Source organism: Kitasatospora sp. CB01950 (assembly GCF_001905465.1).
Lineage (GTDB): Bacteria > Actinomycetota > Actinomycetes > Streptomycetales > Streptomycetaceae > Kitasatospora.
On sequence record NZ_LISX01000024.1, the window covers coordinates 21,237 to 34,900 of the forward strand.

Consider the following 13,664-nt stretch of genomic DNA (forward strand, 5'->3'; position numbering starts at 1 on the left):
TACCCCCCGGCGCGGGGGTACGGAACTCGGAAAGCTCCGGTGCCTGGAAGTTATCCACAGGCGGTACCGGCAGCTTGGCCTTCCGTGCAGCAGCCCGTTGATCAGCGACTTTGTCGCAGTGCATCCTGAGGGCCGTCCTCACCGCCGCGAGCCAGGCGTCGAACTCCGCCTCGCGCTGCTCTTTCTGCTCCTTCGACTCGCCCGTGGGCGCACGGTTCAGCCCGTACCAGGCGCTCATCGACTGCGGACCCCGGTAACCGCGGGGAGGAGTCTGGTGAACGATGTACCGGTTACGGCTGACCAGGCCGGACGTGGAACGGATGACCTCGACTGCGCCGATCACTTCCAGCTGCAGCATGTACTTGCTGACGCCCTCCGGCTTCTTCAGCTGAAGGATGCGGGCAAGGGAGACGAGGCCGGGCCAGACCTCGTTGTCGTCCCTGCTGACGTTGACGTGCGCGACGAACGCCCAGTAGAGAGTGCGAGCGTCGTTGTCGGCTCCGGACAGGAGCACCCAGTCGCCGACCTGACTGAACGGCGCGCGCCGGCCAAGGGCAACCTCGAGCTCCTCGTCGAGCTCGGACGGGTCCGACATGAAGCTGGAACTCATCACTTCACCTCCGATCCGGTGAGCGCCAGGAGCAGCCCGGCCTGGACGGCCGAGCGGGGAATGGAACAGGTCAGGACAGGGGCATGGATCTGCATGCCCCTAGAGGCCGGAGAACCGGGGACGGTGTGACCCGGGGCAGTGTGGCCTGCGTCATGCGACAGCGGTTGGGTTCGGGTGTTGATCACGCACCCAGTGGTCGCACGGGCGGCCTGTGGATAGAGCCTGCCCAGTGCCGGCGGGCGCCGGTATGCGGTGAGGCTGCTGAGCTGCTGGGGGAAGTAGACAGGGCGAGCCGGAATGACACGGCCACGCCGCAGGGCGATGGGGTGGAACAACTGGAGGCGCTACCTCTCTAAGGGGCACCGCCACCGGTCGGATCCTGGGGTAGACCGAGCGGGCGAGAGACGGGTGTCTCTCGCCGGAACCCGGGTACACCTGGTACCGTCGGCAACGACTGAGTAGACAGCTGAGCAGCCCCGAAGACGCCAATCTTGGGCTGCTTTTGCTGTTTCTGGACCTTGGTGACGCCCGTGCGGGCGGCCGGATCAGCCTAGTCGTCTCCCTGGTTCCTCGGACCGTTCAGGTTCCGCGTGTCGGCTGGACAGGCCAGCCCGCGTGCAGAGCAACGGTTTCAGGGCCCGCTCTCTACTCGGCGGTCCGCTTCTTGAGCTCCTCGCGGAGGTCGTCGAGTGTCTGCCCTTTAGGGGTGTGCCACAGCGTCCACCCGTTGATCAGGTTCCCCGTCACCGCCCCGGCTGCCTTGGACGGCGACGGGAAGGGCAACGGGTGCCCGTCGACGATGAGCTGGCCATCAGGCGTGACAACGGCCCGCCCCGCGCGATTGGCTCGCGGCTGACGGAAGGTCAGCACAGCGCCGGCAGCGAGCAGGCCCGCCTTCATGAGTTCGGCGAGCGGGCCCCTGGGCGTCACGACGGCGGCTTTCGCTGGAGTCGAGTCGCCCCCGAGGCTCAGAGTCACGTGAACCGTGTCCCCCGCCGCAGCCTTGGCCAGGTGAGCCAGAATCTCCGGTTCGAAGTGGATGCTCAGCGTCGGCACGAGCGGGTACCCCCAAGGTAGTGATGATCAAGGAGATCACGCTAGCACAAGGTCGTCCAAGGTTTCGAGCGATTTAGCAGAACTTGTCGAAGGGTGTGCCTGCGGCCGACGTCACTGCTCAACTGCTAGTAGCGCCAGAGCCTGTTCAATGGTCAGCGTCGTGGCGTCCTTCGCCGAGCTCCAGCGCCCGAGCGTGTCGGCCACGGCCCGCAGAACCTCGTCGGGCAGGCCAGCACTGCGTAGCGCGGCCGCCGCCTCGCCCATCTCCGGCGCCCACCGCCAGGCCCTCGCCGCGACCTTCGGAATGTAGTCCGGCTCCAGCAAGTAGCTCCCGGAGCGGCCGCTGGCGATCGCGAGCAGCTCCTCGCCGACGCCATGGTGTTGAGCCAGACCGAAGGAGAGCGCAGCGAGGACCCGGCTCGCCTTCTGATAGGTGGTGTAGGACAACTTCAGCGCACTTGCCTGCCCGATCTCCTCGCCCAGGACCGGCGTCGTCACCGCCGTATCGGCGAACAGCCTCTCCACCAGGGCGGTCTCCTGCTGCGGGCCCGACAGGAACAGACGCGCTCGCTTGGAGTCGATCGGCGGTGAGCCGATCACGGCGCCGTCGACCACAGCCCGCGCCGAGCCTGTCAGCAGCTCGGCGATGCGCCGTGCCCGCTCCGGGCCGATAGCGTTCGCTTCCACGTACAGGCCGCCGAACCCATGGCTCGCCACCTCGGCGGCGAGGTCCTCAGCCGCAGCCGGCGGGCACAGACTCAGCACCACCTCGGCCCGCTCCAGCAGCTCGGACAGCTCGGTCACCGGCTCCAGGCCGAACCGCTCAGCCCGCGCCACCGTGGCGTTGCTGCGCCCCGCCGAGCACCACAACACCCGCGCCCCGGCAGACACCGCGCACGCCGCGACCGCCGCGCCCATGCTGCCCGGGTGCAGGACACCGAGCACGACCTGACGACCCGTCATCGGGCACCACCACGGACGTAGTCCAGGGCGTGCAAGACGTCCCGCGCGATGTAGTCCGGTTCCGCACCACCCGGCCAAGGGCGACCGTGGGAGATCCAGACGGTGCGCAGCCCGGCCTCGCGGCCGCCGATCACGTCCAGCTCGGCGTTGTCCCCGACCATCCAGCCACCCTGCGCGAGGCTGCGCCCCACGCTCGCGGCCGCCGTCTCGAAGATCAGCCGGTCCGGCTTACGGGCGCCGACCTCCTCGGAGATGCACACCGCGTCGACCCGCTCGGCGACACCGGTCGCCCGCATCTTGGAACGCTGCACTTCGGCGCCGCCGTTTGTCACGATGACGACCGGCCAGCCAGCGGTCCGCACGGTGTCTAGCGCTTCCAGGGCACCAGGGAAGGGACGGACGGCGGCCGCCAGCTCTGCGCTGTAACGGGTCCAGAGTTCGTAGGCCGACTCGATCAGGCCGAGCTCGGTGCGCAGCTGGGCGAAGGTCGCGAGGTCGGCCCTGACACTCATGGCCTCGAGCATCCGGTGCTCGGCCGCAGCCCCGAGACCGTGGTCGGCGCGGTATGCGGCGACCCATGCGGTGACTGCGGCGAGACGGTCGATCAGCGTGTCGTCGAAGTCGACCAGCAGCAACCTCTGGTCCTGCTGCGCGAGTGCCCGCCGGATCCGGTCAGCGGCCTGGTTGGGCGGGAGGGTATCGGTCCTGATCACCAGGTCGAAGCGGAAGTCCGGGTTAGCGTCCAGGTCCTCCTGCGTCGCGTCCCACGCGGCTAGGCGCGCCGGGGTGTCTGCGTCGCCTCGGCCGGCTGAGCGGCCAGCGGTTGCCTCCCTGGGGCACCACAGCAGGACCGTTAGCCAGTCCGCAGGGTACCGGTTCAGCAGCGCCCGGACGCCGTCGACCTGCCCCAGGTGCGCCACCGGCACGCCGGCCTCGAAGGCGGCGTCCATCCCCAGTCGATCGATCACGTAGGTGCTGTCGTACCTGGCGTTTTCGTAGATGACGGCCCCGGACTCGCGCAGCTCCTGGAGTTGTTCCGGCGTACCCATCCGGTAGCCGGCCGATCGGCCGGGCCCGACCTTTACCCGGGAGAACAGGCCGAAGGCAGGGTCCAGCTCGGAGAGCGCTCGCGTCACGGTGTCCTTGCCGGAGGCCGGAGGCCCGTAGAGGATCACTCCGCGCTGGCGATTCATGCGCGCACCGCCGCGAGAGCGTGCCGCGCTTGGTCAGCCAGCGAGATTGCCGAGCCCATTCGGTTGTCCACCAGCAGGTGCGGCACCGCCGGGCGCAGGTCGACGTCGACCGTTGTCATGTACTCCTCCCATCGGGAGAGCTTCCAGGCGTCGCGCGCCGCGGATCGGAAGCTGATGTACTCGCGCATCGACTCCGGATCGCACTGGACCCAGATCGGGAAGACATCTACCCCCTGGGCCTTGCACCGGTTGCTGAGCCGGTTCATCCACTCCTCGGAGGTCATCTCCGCGATGAACGGGGCGGACAGCACGCTGGAGATCCCGCAGTTGATGTTGGCGTAGGCCGCCTGCATCAGGCTTTCGTACTCGACTGCGCGCACCTGCTCGCGGTACAGCGGGGTGTGGCGATCGTTCCGATCTCCGCCGAGGGCGACCAGGAGCTGCTCGACGAGCGGTCGGGTGAGCGGATCCTTGTCCAGCAACGGCCAGCCGGTCAGTTGAGTCAGGAATCGGGCGAACTCCGTCTTGCCGCTGCCGGCGAATCCCCCGACCAGGATGACGACCGGGCGGTGCGGGTCTCCTCCCGTGTGCCGACGCTTCCATGCGTCCATGATCCGCCGCTGAAGCCCGTAGCTGTCCGCTTCGGCCGATCCCGCCGCGATCTGGAGCAGCGCCCGTTCGACAGCAAGGACGTGGTTCCCGGTGAGCTTGTCGTCCAACGGCGTTAGCTCGAACCGGCTGTCCTCGCCTGGCAGGGCACTGCGAAACCCCAGCTGGGGTTCCGTCGCCCGGTACAGCAGACAGTACGCCCGCCGGTAGTGCGGACCCGGGTACACGTCGCCCTGCTCGTGTTGGCTGAGCGTCTGCGGGTATGCAGCCGGGATCCCCTTCAGGCCGGCCTTCTCCGCGACGTCGCGCAGCCGTTCGCCGGCCTGCTCCAGCGTCAGGCCGTGGGCCTCACGCTGCTCCCTCAGCTTCTCGGGGCGCCACCCGAGCCGGTTCTTCGCCATGTCCCCCGCCTGTGTATTCGCCATGCTCGGAGCCTATGAGCATGGCGCCGAATCCCATGTTGATGCGGATGTTGAAAACGCGTTGAGCTGCACGTTCACGGATCTCATGATGCGGATGCGATGTTGATCTGACGCTCAACCAGCTGTGATTAGTCATGTCAGGACGGACTCGACACAGGAGGTGGGAGCAGTGGTGAATCGGACGGCACCCGGGTCAGTCTTGCTGCGACTTTTGCCTCTCAAGCATCTCGACGCGGCTAGTCAGCTCGGCGAGCTGCTGGGCCAACGCCTCGATGCTCGCGGGAGCTGGAGCAGTGTCGGCATCCGACTGACGAACGAACGAGCCGAGCCCCTGTTGGGAGTAGATCGCCTTGCTGCTCCGAAGCTCGGAGAGGGCTCGCTGCACAGTGCCGGGCGCTACGTCGTAGTGAGCAGCAAGCTCTCGGGTGCTGGGCAGCTTGTCTCCTGTCTTGAGCCGCCCTAGGCGGATCTGGTCCAGCACGTCCTGGACGATCCGCTGGTAGGGCTGGGCGAACTGATCTGTCATGAGCCACATCGTAGAGCCGCCTTCCTGACGTGAATAGCTTCATCGACCTAGTTGACACAGCAAAACTGTACCAGCTAAGTTGGCTAAGCCGACAAGGTCCGAAGGGGCCGAGAACGCAAAGGGCCCCAGGCCGGTGCTCGCTACACCGGCCTGGGACCACTTCGAATCGACTCTCGTGGGAGTGATCCGCATGAACATCATGACCGATTCGCTGGGGGCTGGGCGCAGCGTCCCTGTCGCCAAGAAGCAGACCGGCATCGCCGATCTGCAGTCGCAGTACGAGGGCAAGGTGCTCGCCCTGGTGGTGCGCGACCTCGCGCCCGTCGACCCGAAGGCCGGCGAGGGCATCGTGATGGAGCTCGTCACCCGCGTTTGGGGGATGGCCGAGCGCCACGCGGCCACCGCCGGGCGCACCACCTGGGCCCACCTCTCCTGGTTCGCCCACCACGTCGTCGCCAACCGCCAGCAGACGGCGGGGTGCTGAGATGAGCAGCCAGCACGAGGGCGAGGCCCAGCTGGAGCGTCTGCGCGAGCAGTGGGCCGAGTCCCAGCGTCAGGTCGCCGAGGCCCAGCGCCAGGCCGAGCAGCTGCGTCAGCAGCAGGCCGAGCGGCAGGGCGGTGCCAAATGAGCTGGGTCGACAGCAACCGCCAGCAGCCCCAGCCCACGCCCCCGGCGCCGCAGCCCGAGCAGGGAGGCAAGTGATGGGCCTCCGCGAGTTCTTCGGCTTCGGTAGCAGTGCCGGTACGGCCACCACCACCGGCTCCAGCGGCACCGGCCTGACCGGCAGCTGGCCCGCCTACGACGAGGCCACCGCGCGGGAGCACCACCGCACCGCGCAGGCCCCGGTGCAGCCGGCCGCGACGGACCGCTGGGGGCGCCGGGTCCCCTCGGTCAGCCCGTACACCGGCCCCAACGCCGGTGACACCCGCCGGAACTTCGGCCGCCCGTACCGGGAGGGGAACTGATGGCCCGCCTGGTAGCGGTCGGCCGGATCACCGCCGGCAGCCCCCCGCAGATCACCGTCAGCGCGGACGCCCCGCCCGCGATGCAGCAGCCGGCCCCGGCCGCGCCCGCCGCACCGCCGGTGCCCGCCCAGCAGCAGCGCCGCTAACCCCCCTCCCCTCTCCACCACCGCAGTTCGGCCCCCGCCGCCTGCACTCTCGGAACCGTCCTGGCATGCACATGCCGGGACGGGCACCGGGAGCGGGCGGCGGGTTCCACCCGGAACCCGCCACCGCCACCACCGTCCAGGAGGACACCGTGACCACCAGCACCCTGACCCGCCGCCCGGCCCCCGCGCCGACCGCCGGCGCCGCCGCGCTCGCCCGCCACATCGTCCGTGCCACCACCCACACCGCCCCGCAGTCGTGGACCACCGCCGAGGAGCGCCTGGCCGACGAGGTTGCCGAGCTGACCGGCACCGACCCGCGCCTGTGGCAGCAGGGCGACCTGGACGGCTCCGCGACCCACCGCCGCTTGATCAACCAGGGGGCCGAGGCCATCATCCGCACCGGCAGCTTCGACCCGGCCGAGTACGCGAAGGACGAGGACGTCCACGCCGAGCTGGAGGCGGAGATCGCCGCCGAGGTCACCGCGGCCGCCACCCGCACCCGGATCGACAAGCGGGCCGACCGTCGCGAGCAGATCCGCGCTGCCGCGCTGGAGGTCTACAGCGAGGCCGAGCTCGCGGCCTTCGGCGACGACCCGATGGACGCCTGGGGCCGCGACGTCCGCGACCAGGTCGAGCGCTGGTCGCCCTTCTTCACCGCCCGCTGCGAGGCCGGCCGCTACGTCATCCGCTGCAAGGACGGCAGCCGCCGCTACCCGGACGGCTCGCTCGCGGACTAGCCGGCCTTCCCGGCCGCCGCCGCCAGCACCACCCCGTCGCCCGACCCGGGCCCCGCCGACACCCCCGCTGCTGCGCACCGCCCCGTGGTTCCCCGCCCGCCCCGACCTGTCGGGCCGGGCGGGGAGTTCCGGGACCACCAGGTCCCCTCCGCGATCACCACCGAGGAGAACCAGATGCGCACCAACCCGTACGCCGTCCGCGCCGCCGTCGCCGCCGTCGTCCTGGCGGCCGCCGTCACCGCGGGCGCCGCCACCCCGGCCTCCGCCGCCGCCCCGGGCCTGCTGTCCACCGGCTCCACCGGCACCAGCGTCAGCGACCTGCAGCGCCAGCTCAACGCGGAGCTCGGCACGGCCTACCAGCTGGAGACGGACGGCAAGTTCGGCCCGCTCACCCGCTCCGCGGTCGTCTGGTTCCAGACCTGCACCGGCCTGGAGATGGACGGCGTGGTCGGCCCCAAGACCCGCGCCGCCCTCGACGCGAACGCCGGCCGCCGCGTCGACGACATCTGCCTGCGCCCCGCCGACTGACCCACCACCAGCAGATCCCGCCACCGACCCCGGTGGCCGACCCCGGAAGGACACCCGCATGCCCTGGACCAAGAAGGCCGCCGCCCAGCTCGCCACCGAGCTCTCCGCCGCCGCCGCGACCCAGGCCTCCGCCGCGAAGGAGGGCCGCCTCGCCGCCGCCACCTCCACCGACCCGCTGACCCGCGCCCAGAACACCGCCGCCGCCCGACTCCTGTCCGAACAGGCCACCGACCTCCACGCCACCGCCGCCGCGATCCGCGACGGCGACGACCCCGACTCCCTCGGCTACGCCGACTCGCACCGCTTCTACCACTGACCCCGACAGACCCGACCAGAGAGGGCCCACCCCAATGCTGAACCGACTGCGCGACACCGTCAGCGAGCTCCGCGGCCACCACACGCTCACCCAGGACATCAACGGGGCCGTCGCGAGCGGTGACCACGACGCCGCCGCCGTCTTCCGCACCGGCACCCTGGCCGCCGCCCTGACCGAGAGCGGCCGCGACGCCCGAGGCACGGAGATCACCGAATACGTCGACCGCGTGATCGCCGCCGACGGCAACGCCACCCGAGCCGGCTGGCTGCACCGCCGCTGACCCGGTCCGCGGCCGCCTGGCTGCCCGACCTACCGCCCGTACCACCCGCCAGAGGAGCCTCCCTTGTCCCAGACCGCCACCGCCCAGTCCCCCTCCGCCGCCGCGCAGGACCAGGGCACCCACCACTACGTGCTGACCCTGCAGAAGCCGCTGCCGAGCGGCGGCTTCATGGTGGCCACGTCCTCCGGGACCTGCTCGCCGATCGGGATGAGCCGCTACGACATCTACACCTGGCTGGTCGGGGAGATGGTGCGCCAGACCCCGCAGCTGGCCGACGCCTCCACGCTCCTCTTCGACCTCCAGCCCAACCAGCTCTGACCCCCGGCCCCCGGCCGCCGCCGACCCGGCCCGCACCGCGCCGGGCGCGGCGGCGGCCCGGTCCGGTGCTGCCCCGACCGGCCGTCCCCCACCCCCACGCGGGACGGCCGGTCCGGAGAGCCACCGGGCTCGCACACCGTCAGACCCCGCCCACCTGAGAGGACCACCTCATGTTCGGAGACAAGCGCCGCCAGCAGCAGTACGACGACCACCAGCGCCGACAGATCGAGTGGGCCCTGCACACCGTCATGTCCCGCGCCGCCGCCGTCACCGGGCTGCGCCTGACGATGCGCACCTGCACCTGGCGGCACCTGTGCGGCCGCCCCGCCCTCGCCGAGCTGCTCGCCGCGGTCCACGCCTCGCGGATCGACGGCGACCCCGCCGACCTCGGCGCGACGGTGACGGTCGCGCTGGCCGCACCGCAGCTCGCGCACCTCGTCGCCGCCCTGCACGCCGACAAGGGATCGACGGACCGGACGCCGGCCGACCTGGCCGCCCGCGCCGTCGCCCTGCACCTCTACCCCGCGCTCGTCGACGCCGTCCACACCGCCGCCGCCGCGCCCGAGGTGCCCACGGTCGTCCTCGACGGCCCGGCCGCCGAGCCGGGCGGCCGGAAGGCCGACGCGCCGTACATCACCGTCGCCCGGTCCTGACCGCGCCCGACAGCACCACGTGCCACCGCCGACGCCACCGTCCCCGAGAAAGGGCCGCGCACCATGAACTTCACCGACACCGCCTTCACGGTGTTCTTCACCGGCAGCGCCGTCACCGCCGCGATGGTCCTGACCGCCGAGGCGGTCACCACCCGCGTCACCCGCCGCGCCGCAGCTCCCCTGCCGTCCGTCACCGTCCACCTCACCTTCACCGCCCCGGTCGTCGACGCGGACCTGGTCGAGCGGGAGGCCGGCCGTGCCTGACATCACGCTGGCCGGCCGACCGCTGTGGCTGCTCTACCTGGTCTTCGGCGTGGCCTACGCCGCCACGCTCGGCGCGGCGATCGCCTTCGCCGAGTGGCGCGGCGCGCCGTGGAGCGCCGAAGAGCTGCGCCGCCGCCAGGCCCCGGTGCTGGTGGCCGGGCTCGGCGTCGCGTTCGTATATGTGGCCGCCGAGATCGCGGCCGCCGCCGTGCGGCTGGGGGGTTGACGACGTGTTCGTGCTGCGCGACCTCCTGGTCGCCTCCGTCGGCCTGCCCTACTGGCCCGCCCGGTCCGGCGCCCCGGGCCGCCGCCCCGTCGCGGTCGTGGCCGACATCGCCGGCCTCGCCCTCGCGATCCCGTACTGGCCCGCCCGCGCCGCGGCCGGCGCGGTCTACCTGCTGGCGGTCGTGCGGCTGTGGCGGCTCGCCCGCCGCGGCTCCGCCCACACCCGCCAGGCCGCTGCCGACCTGCTCGTGCTGCTCGCCCCGGCCGCCGTCGCCGCGCTGACCGCCGCGCACCTGATCCCCCTGCTCGTCCAGCTCCTCTCCTACTGAACCGGAGGACCCCCGCGGTGACCGTCGCACCCGACATCCCGCCCAAGCCCGCCTACACCCCCGACCCGCCCTCCGAGGCCGTGACCGGGTTCTGGCTCGGCCCCCGCACGAGGGACGGCAGCGAGGCCATGGCCGAGCTCGCCGCCGAGATCCGCCAGGCCCGCCTGGACGACGCCATCCCGATCAAGGCCGACGACGCCGACCACCTCATCGACTGGCAGCGCGTCAGGTCGGCGACCCGGCGCCTGATCCGCACCGTGCAGGCCTGGCCGAACGTCGCCGCCCTGACCGGCGCGCTGGCCGGCCCGGCCTGGCTGTGGAGACACGTCGTCGCCTCCTGCTCCACCTCGTTCGCGCCGCTCGCGGACACCGCCGACCCCGGCCTCTGCCTGGGCGTCATGTCCCTCATCGGCGCCCTGGTCGTCCACCAGGCCGTCCGCGGCAACAAACTGCTGCGCCCGCTGTCCCCGCTGTCCCGGATCGCCCTCTGGTCGATCGTGGCCGGCACCCTCGCCCACCCGCCCGCGGCCGTCTGGGCCGCCGCACTCCTCGAAGGAACCCTTCAGTGAGCAACGACACCGCCGGCCTCGCCTACCCCCACTTCACCCACACCGTCACCCTCGCCGGCTCGGGTTTCGGATTCGTACTGCTCGTCGGCACGCTCGGCTGGTTCTACTTCAAGGCCGGCCGCAAGTTCACGGAGATCAAGAAGCAGAAGGTCTGGCTGCCGCTCGCCGTTGGCCTGGTGGTGGCGGTCCTGGCGTCGGCCTGCGCCGGCGGCCTGCTCGGCAAGATCAGCGGCTTCCTCACCGGCACGGGCAACCAGGCCGGCGGCGTGATCGGCAAGGGCATGGTCGGCGGCGACGGCGCGGTCGCCGTCTCCCAGCACCAACTGCTCACGTACTCCGGCGGCTGGATCGCCCTCGCCATCCTCGTTCTCGCCGGCTTCTTCTTCTGGTTCGCCAAGAAGCTCGGCGAGAAGCTGCTCCTGGGCATCGGCGCGGTGGTCGGCTCGACGTGGGGCCTGACCATGGCCCTCGGCGGGGCCGCCTCCTACACCGCGATCCCCCTCGCCAACTGGGCGGGCTCGATGATCATCGGCTGATCCGGTCCGTGACGGGCGCCCCGGACCCGCCCCGCCCACCCCGTGGGCGCGGCGGACACCGGGACGTCCGCCTCGGACCGGATCCACCAACCTCGACCGCTCGCCTGCCCCGGAGACCCCCATGACCACCGGCACCGCCACGCCCGCCGACCCCACCACGGACCCGGCACCCGCCCACACCCCGAACGCCGCCCCCGCCGCCGAGCCGGCCGACACCACCGCGGCCAAGAACAGCACCGGCAAGACCGACAAGGCCGACAAGCGCGGCTTCGCCCGCAGAGAGGCCAGCCGCACCCGGGACGGCGTCCGCGCACTCGGATCGGTCGTCCACCACTGGGGCACCGCCGCCGACCAGGGCGCCGACGAGATCCGCCGCCGCCTGGTCGCCAAGCAGCTCGACGCCCACACCGAGCGCCGCACCGAGGTCGAGCAGTCCCTCAAGGCCGCGCTCAAGAAGACCGTCAAGCTGGAAGAGGCCGCCGCCGACGGCGGCCTGACCCAGGGCCAGCGCCAAGACCTGACCCTCACCCGCGAGTCGGCCCGCCGCCTGGAGAAGTCCCTCACCGAGATGCGGAAGAACCCGTTCGCGCCGCAGCAGCCCGGCGAGCGGCAGATCGAATGGTCCCGCACCTTCACCCGGCTGCGCCGCGGCGCGGTCCTGACCGCAGGCGCGATCGCCGTCATCGAGTCCATCGTCCAGCAGCCGCGCCTGGGCCTGCTGGAGCTCGCCGCCGCAGTCGGAGTGGCCTGGTGGATGGGCTCGCCCAAGACCCGCCTCGCACAGCGCCAGGTCCCGGCCGAACTGCTGCTCCCGGAGCTCGCCCCGCCCGCCGCCGCCCAGGCCGCACCCGGCACCGAGCAGGCCGCCGCCCCCGCCGGGCCGCTGTTCCCCGGCGACAACGGCAAGCCGTTCCCGATCAGCCTCGCCGGCGACAACCCGGCGGTGGCCGGTGAACTGCTGCGCCGCGCCCTGGTCGACGAGGGCCTCGCGGTGCGCGCGGTCACCGACGTCACCCGCGAGAAGTGGGGCTGGAAGGCGACCGCGCACCTCACCAAGGGCCGTCCCAACGACCTGATCCTGCGCCTGCCGGACCTGGACACCTCCCTCGGCGTGCGCACCGGCGGCGTGATGGCCCAGCCGCAGGCGTCCGCGGCCGGCGCCGTCGTCCTGCGCGTCCTGCAGAGCGACCCGTTCGACCCGATGCCGCCCCACCCCGTCCACGCCCCGCGGTCGAACAGCATCCTCCAGCCGGTCGACCTCGGCCCGTCCCTGGACGGCACACCCACCAAGGCCACCCTCGCCGGTCAGAACATCATGGTCATCGCGGTCTCCGGCGGCGGCAAGAGCCAGATCGTCCGCAACCTGGTCGACTACATCACCAGCTGCACCGACGCCATCGCCCTGGACATCGACCCCACCGGCCGCGGCTTCGGCCCGCTGCGCCGCCTGGCCGCGCAGCGCGCCTACGAAGAGAAGCGGATCGACGACGCCCTGGACTGGGCGATCCGCGAAGCCGAGCTGCGCACGAAGCAGATGGGCGACGACGTCGACAACTGGCAGGTCAGCGACGACGCGCCCGCGGTGTTCGTCATCGTCGACGAGCACCCGCAGATGGCCAAGACGCAGAAGGCCAAGGTCATCAAGTTGTCGCGGATCGGCCGCAAGGCGCGCGTCACGGTCGTCCTGCTGACGCAGGACGCCACCAGCGACGTCGTCGGCGACGCGGTGGCGGACACCTTCGGCATCCGGATCATGCTGCCGTGCCGCAAGGCGGACGTCCCGCTGGTGGTCGGGTCCGACACCGCGGTCTCCGAGGGCTGGATGCCGCACCGGCTCGTCCCCAGCCCCGGCGACTGGGACCCGGCCGACGCCGGCTGCTTCTACATCATCGCCCCGGGCCTGCGGGACCCGATCCTGCGGAAGTCGACCCACCTCGTCGCGGCGGTCGCTACCCAGCGTGTCGAGGAGCGGCTCGCCGCCGGCCTCGCCGCCCCGGCCGAGCGACCCGAGCACGAGGCCGCGAAGGACGCGATTCCGGAGATCGCCGCCGTGCTGCTGGCCACATTCCAGGCGGAGGAGACCGAGGCGCTCACCCTCGACCGGCTCCACCCGCACCTGATCGAGTACGACTCCGAGCGGTGGGACCGCTGGAAGGACAAGGCCCCCGCCGACCGCCTCCGCGAGATCGGCAAGGCCCTCGGCGCGGACCTCCGAAAGGCCGGCCTCAGTCTGCCCACGGTGCGCCTGGAGGAACTGGAGGGCAGCCCCCGCGGCATCCGCCGCGCCGCCCTCGAAGCCGCCGTCAAGGCCACCGGCGAGGCCGACGGAGACGACGGAGAGTAGCCGTCTCCGATCGGCCGCCACAGGCCGAGGCGTCGGCTTCCGATCGGATCCGGATCGGCCGGTGATCGGCGGAG

22 protein-coding genes are annotated in these 13,664 nt (G+C 71.7%); 16 read left to right on the top strand and 6 right to left on the bottom strand.

Translation table 11 applies throughout. From position 1 onward, the window contains the following. The 6 genes from AMK19_RS36295 to AMK19_RS33180 all read right to left on the bottom strand — a co-directional run. The coding region (locus AMK19_RS36295; RefSeq protein ID WP_158071978.1) for a hypothetical protein at positions 1-610 on the bottom strand (610 nt) is incomplete at its 3' end. Positions 611-1,255: 645 nt separating this feature from the next. After that, the gene (locus AMK19_RS33160) at positions 1,256-1,666 is read right to left on the bottom strand and encodes a DUF4357 domain-containing protein (RefSeq protein WP_073819151.1); all 411 of its coding nucleotides are present in this window, start codon (positions 1,664-1,666) and stop codon (positions 1,256-1,258) included. 111 nt (positions 1,667-1,777) lie between these two features. Next, positions 1,778-2,629 carry a DUF1932 domain-containing protein gene (locus tag AMK19_RS33165; RefSeq protein WP_073819153.1) on the bottom strand — a complete coding sequence of 284 codons (852 nt, stop codon included), beginning with the start codon at positions 2,627-2,629 and terminating at the stop codon, positions 1,778-1,780. Further along, the gene (locus AMK19_RS34830) at positions 2,626-3,822 is read right to left on the bottom strand and encodes an HAD-IA family hydrolase (protein WP_083647568.1); all 1,197 of its coding nucleotides are present in this window, start codon (positions 3,820-3,822) and stop codon (positions 2,626-2,628) included. The genes AMK19_RS33165 and AMK19_RS34830 overlap by 4 nt, the downstream gene beginning before the upstream one ends. Next, entirely contained in the window at positions 3,819-4,832 is a 1,014-nt protein-coding gene (locus AMK19_RS33175) for an AAA family ATPase (protein WP_083647577.1), read from the bottom strand. The genes AMK19_RS34830 and AMK19_RS33175 overlap by 4 nt, the downstream gene beginning before the upstream one ends. A gap of 214 nt (positions 4,833-5,046) precedes the next feature. Further along, positions 5,047-5,379 carry a GntR family transcriptional regulator gene (locus tag AMK19_RS33180; protein WP_158071979.1) on the bottom strand — a complete coding sequence of 111 codons (333 nt, stop codon included), beginning with the start codon at positions 5,377-5,379 and terminating at the stop codon, positions 5,047-5,049. 190 nt (positions 5,380-5,569) lie between these two features. Between AMK19_RS33180 and AMK19_RS35720 the strand changes: the two genes are divergently transcribed. The 16 genes from AMK19_RS35720 (at position 5,570) to AMK19_RS33250 (ending at position 13,590) form a co-directional block, all read left to right on the top strand. Next, a complete protein-coding gene (locus AMK19_RS35720; RefSeq protein ID WP_073819160.1) occupies positions 5,570-5,863 on the top strand; it encodes a hypothetical protein in 294 nt (97 codons plus the stop codon). A gap of 1 nt (position 5,864) precedes the next feature. Further along, on the top strand, positions 5,865-6,008 hold the full coding sequence (locus AMK19_RS36300; RefSeq protein WP_158071980.1) for a hypothetical protein: 144 nt from the start codon (positions 5,865-5,867) through the stop codon (positions 6,006-6,008). Between the two features lie 73 nt (positions 6,009-6,081). Continuing rightward, entirely contained in the window at positions 6,082-6,345 is a 264-nt protein-coding gene (locus tag AMK19_RS33190; protein ID WP_073819163.1) for a hypothetical protein, read from the top strand. Then, on the top strand, positions 6,345-6,491 hold the full coding sequence (locus AMK19_RS36305; RefSeq protein WP_158071981.1) for a hypothetical protein: 147 nt from the start codon (positions 6,345-6,347) through the stop codon (positions 6,489-6,491). Before AMK19_RS33190 ends, AMK19_RS36305 begins: the two co-directional genes overlap by 1 nt. 65 nt (positions 6,492-6,556) lie before the next feature. After that, complete coding sequence (locus AMK19_RS33195; RefSeq protein WP_073819165.1) at positions 6,557-7,228, top strand: hypothetical protein; 672 nt, start codon at positions 6,557-6,559, stop codon at positions 7,226-7,228. A gap of 174 nt (positions 7,229-7,402) precedes the next feature. Then, positions 7,403-7,756, top strand: a complete 354-nt coding sequence (locus AMK19_RS33200) for a peptidoglycan-binding domain-containing protein (protein WP_073819167.1) — start codon at positions 7,403-7,405, stop codon at positions 7,754-7,756. Positions 7,757-7,814: 58 nt separating this feature from the next. Further along, a complete protein-coding gene (locus tag AMK19_RS33205) occupies positions 7,815-8,072 on the top strand; it encodes a hypothetical protein (protein WP_073819169.1) in 258 nt (85 codons plus the stop codon). Between the two features lie 34 nt (positions 8,073-8,106). Continuing rightward, positions 8,107-8,352, top strand: a complete 246-nt coding sequence (locus tag AMK19_RS33210; protein WP_073819170.1) for a hypothetical protein — start codon at positions 8,107-8,109, stop codon at positions 8,350-8,352. Between the two features lie 63 nt (positions 8,353-8,415). Next, positions 8,416-8,670 (top strand): hypothetical protein, encoded by a 255-nt coding sequence (locus tag AMK19_RS36310; protein ID WP_073819172.1) that lies wholly within the window; start codon positions 8,416-8,418, stop codon positions 8,668-8,670. A 170-nt stretch (positions 8,671-8,840) separates the two neighbouring features. Further along, positions 8,841-9,323 (top strand): hypothetical protein, encoded by a 483-nt coding sequence (locus AMK19_RS33220; protein ID WP_073819174.1) that lies wholly within the window; start codon positions 8,841-8,843, stop codon positions 9,321-9,323. Between the two features lie 63 nt (positions 9,324-9,386). Next, positions 9,387-9,587 (top strand): hypothetical protein, encoded by a 201-nt coding sequence (locus AMK19_RS33225; protein ID WP_073819176.1) that lies wholly within the window; start codon positions 9,387-9,389, stop codon positions 9,585-9,587. Further along, positions 9,580-9,813, top strand: coding sequence for a hypothetical protein (locus AMK19_RS33230; RefSeq protein WP_073819178.1), 234 nt, complete (start codon positions 9,580-9,582; stop codon positions 9,811-9,813). Before AMK19_RS33225 ends, AMK19_RS33230 begins: the two co-directional genes overlap by 8 nt. A 10-nt stretch (positions 9,814-9,823) precedes the next feature. Beyond that, entirely contained in the window at positions 9,824-10,141 is a 318-nt protein-coding gene (locus AMK19_RS35730; RefSeq protein WP_143200543.1) for a hypothetical protein, read from the top strand. Between the two features lie 17 nt (positions 10,142-10,158). Then, the gene (locus AMK19_RS33240; RefSeq protein WP_073819182.1) at positions 10,159-10,710 is read left to right on the top strand and encodes a hypothetical protein; all 552 of its coding nucleotides are present in this window, start codon (positions 10,159-10,161) and stop codon (positions 10,708-10,710) included. Continuing rightward, entirely contained in the window at positions 10,707-11,246 is a 540-nt protein-coding gene (locus AMK19_RS33245) for a hypothetical protein (RefSeq protein ID WP_073819184.1), read from the top strand. Before AMK19_RS33240 ends, AMK19_RS33245 begins: the two co-directional genes overlap by 4 nt. Before the next feature lie 121 nt (positions 11,247-11,367). After that, positions 11,368-13,590, top strand: a complete 2,223-nt coding sequence (locus tag AMK19_RS33250) for a hypothetical protein (RefSeq protein ID WP_073819186.1) — start codon at positions 11,368-11,370, stop codon at positions 13,588-13,590. Positions 13,591-13,664 lie beyond the last annotated feature (74 nt).

Bases quoted from the DNA above. Each gene is read 5' to 3' on its own strand.
- AMK19_RS33175 (WP_083647577.1), bottom strand. From the start codon at position 4,832: ATGGCGAAGAACCGGCTCGGGTGGCGCCCCGAGAAGCTGAGGGAGCAG.
- AMK19_RS33210 (WP_073819170.1), top strand. From the start codon at position 8,107: ATGCTGAACCGACTGCGCGACACCGTCAGCGAGCTCCGCGGCCACCAC.
- AMK19_RS33200 (WP_073819167.1), top strand. From the start codon at position 7,403: ATGCGCACCAACCCGTACGCCGTCCGCGCCGCCGTCGCCGCCGTCGTC.
- AMK19_RS33220 (WP_073819174.1), top strand. From the start codon at position 8,841: ATGTTCGGAGACAAGCGCCGCCAGCAGCAGTACGACGACCACCAGCGC.
- AMK19_RS36300 (WP_158071980.1), top strand. From the start codon at position 5,865: ATGAGCAGCCAGCACGAGGGCGAGGCCCAGCTGGAGCGTCTGCGCGAG.
- AMK19_RS33225 (WP_073819176.1), top strand. From the start codon at position 9,387: ATGAACTTCACCGACACCGCCTTCACGGTGTTCTTCACCGGCAGCGCC.
- AMK19_RS33250 (WP_073819186.1), top strand. From the start codon at position 11,368: ATGACCACCGGCACCGCCACGCCCGCCGACCCCACCACGGACCCGGCA.
- AMK19_RS33190 (WP_073819163.1), top strand. From the start codon at position 6,082: ATGGGCCTCCGCGAGTTCTTCGGCTTCGGTAGCAGTGCCGGTACGGCC.
- AMK19_RS33205 (WP_073819169.1), top strand. From the start codon at position 7,815: ATGCCCTGGACCAAGAAGGCCGCCGCCCAGCTCGCCACCGAGCTCTCC.
- AMK19_RS36305 (WP_158071981.1), top strand. From the start codon at position 6,345: ATGGCCCGCCTGGTAGCGGTCGGCCGGATCACCGCCGGCAGCCCCCCG.
- AMK19_RS33165 (WP_073819153.1), bottom strand. From the start codon at position 2,629: ATGACGGGTCGTCAGGTCGTGCTCGGTGTCCTGCACCCGGGCAGCATG.
- AMK19_RS33180 (WP_158071979.1), bottom strand. From the start codon at position 5,379: ATGACAGATCAGTTCGCCCAGCCCTACCAGCGGATCGTCCAGGACGTG.
- AMK19_RS35720 (WP_073819160.1), top strand. From the start codon at position 5,570: ATGAACATCATGACCGATTCGCTGGGGGCTGGGCGCAGCGTCCCTGTC.
- AMK19_RS34830 (WP_083647568.1), bottom strand. From the start codon at position 3,822: ATGAATCGCCAGCGCGGAGTGATCCTCTACGGGCCTCCGGCCTCCGGC.
- AMK19_RS33195 (WP_073819165.1), top strand. From the start codon at position 6,557: ATGCACATGCCGGGACGGGCACCGGGAGCGGGCGGCGGGTTCCACCCG.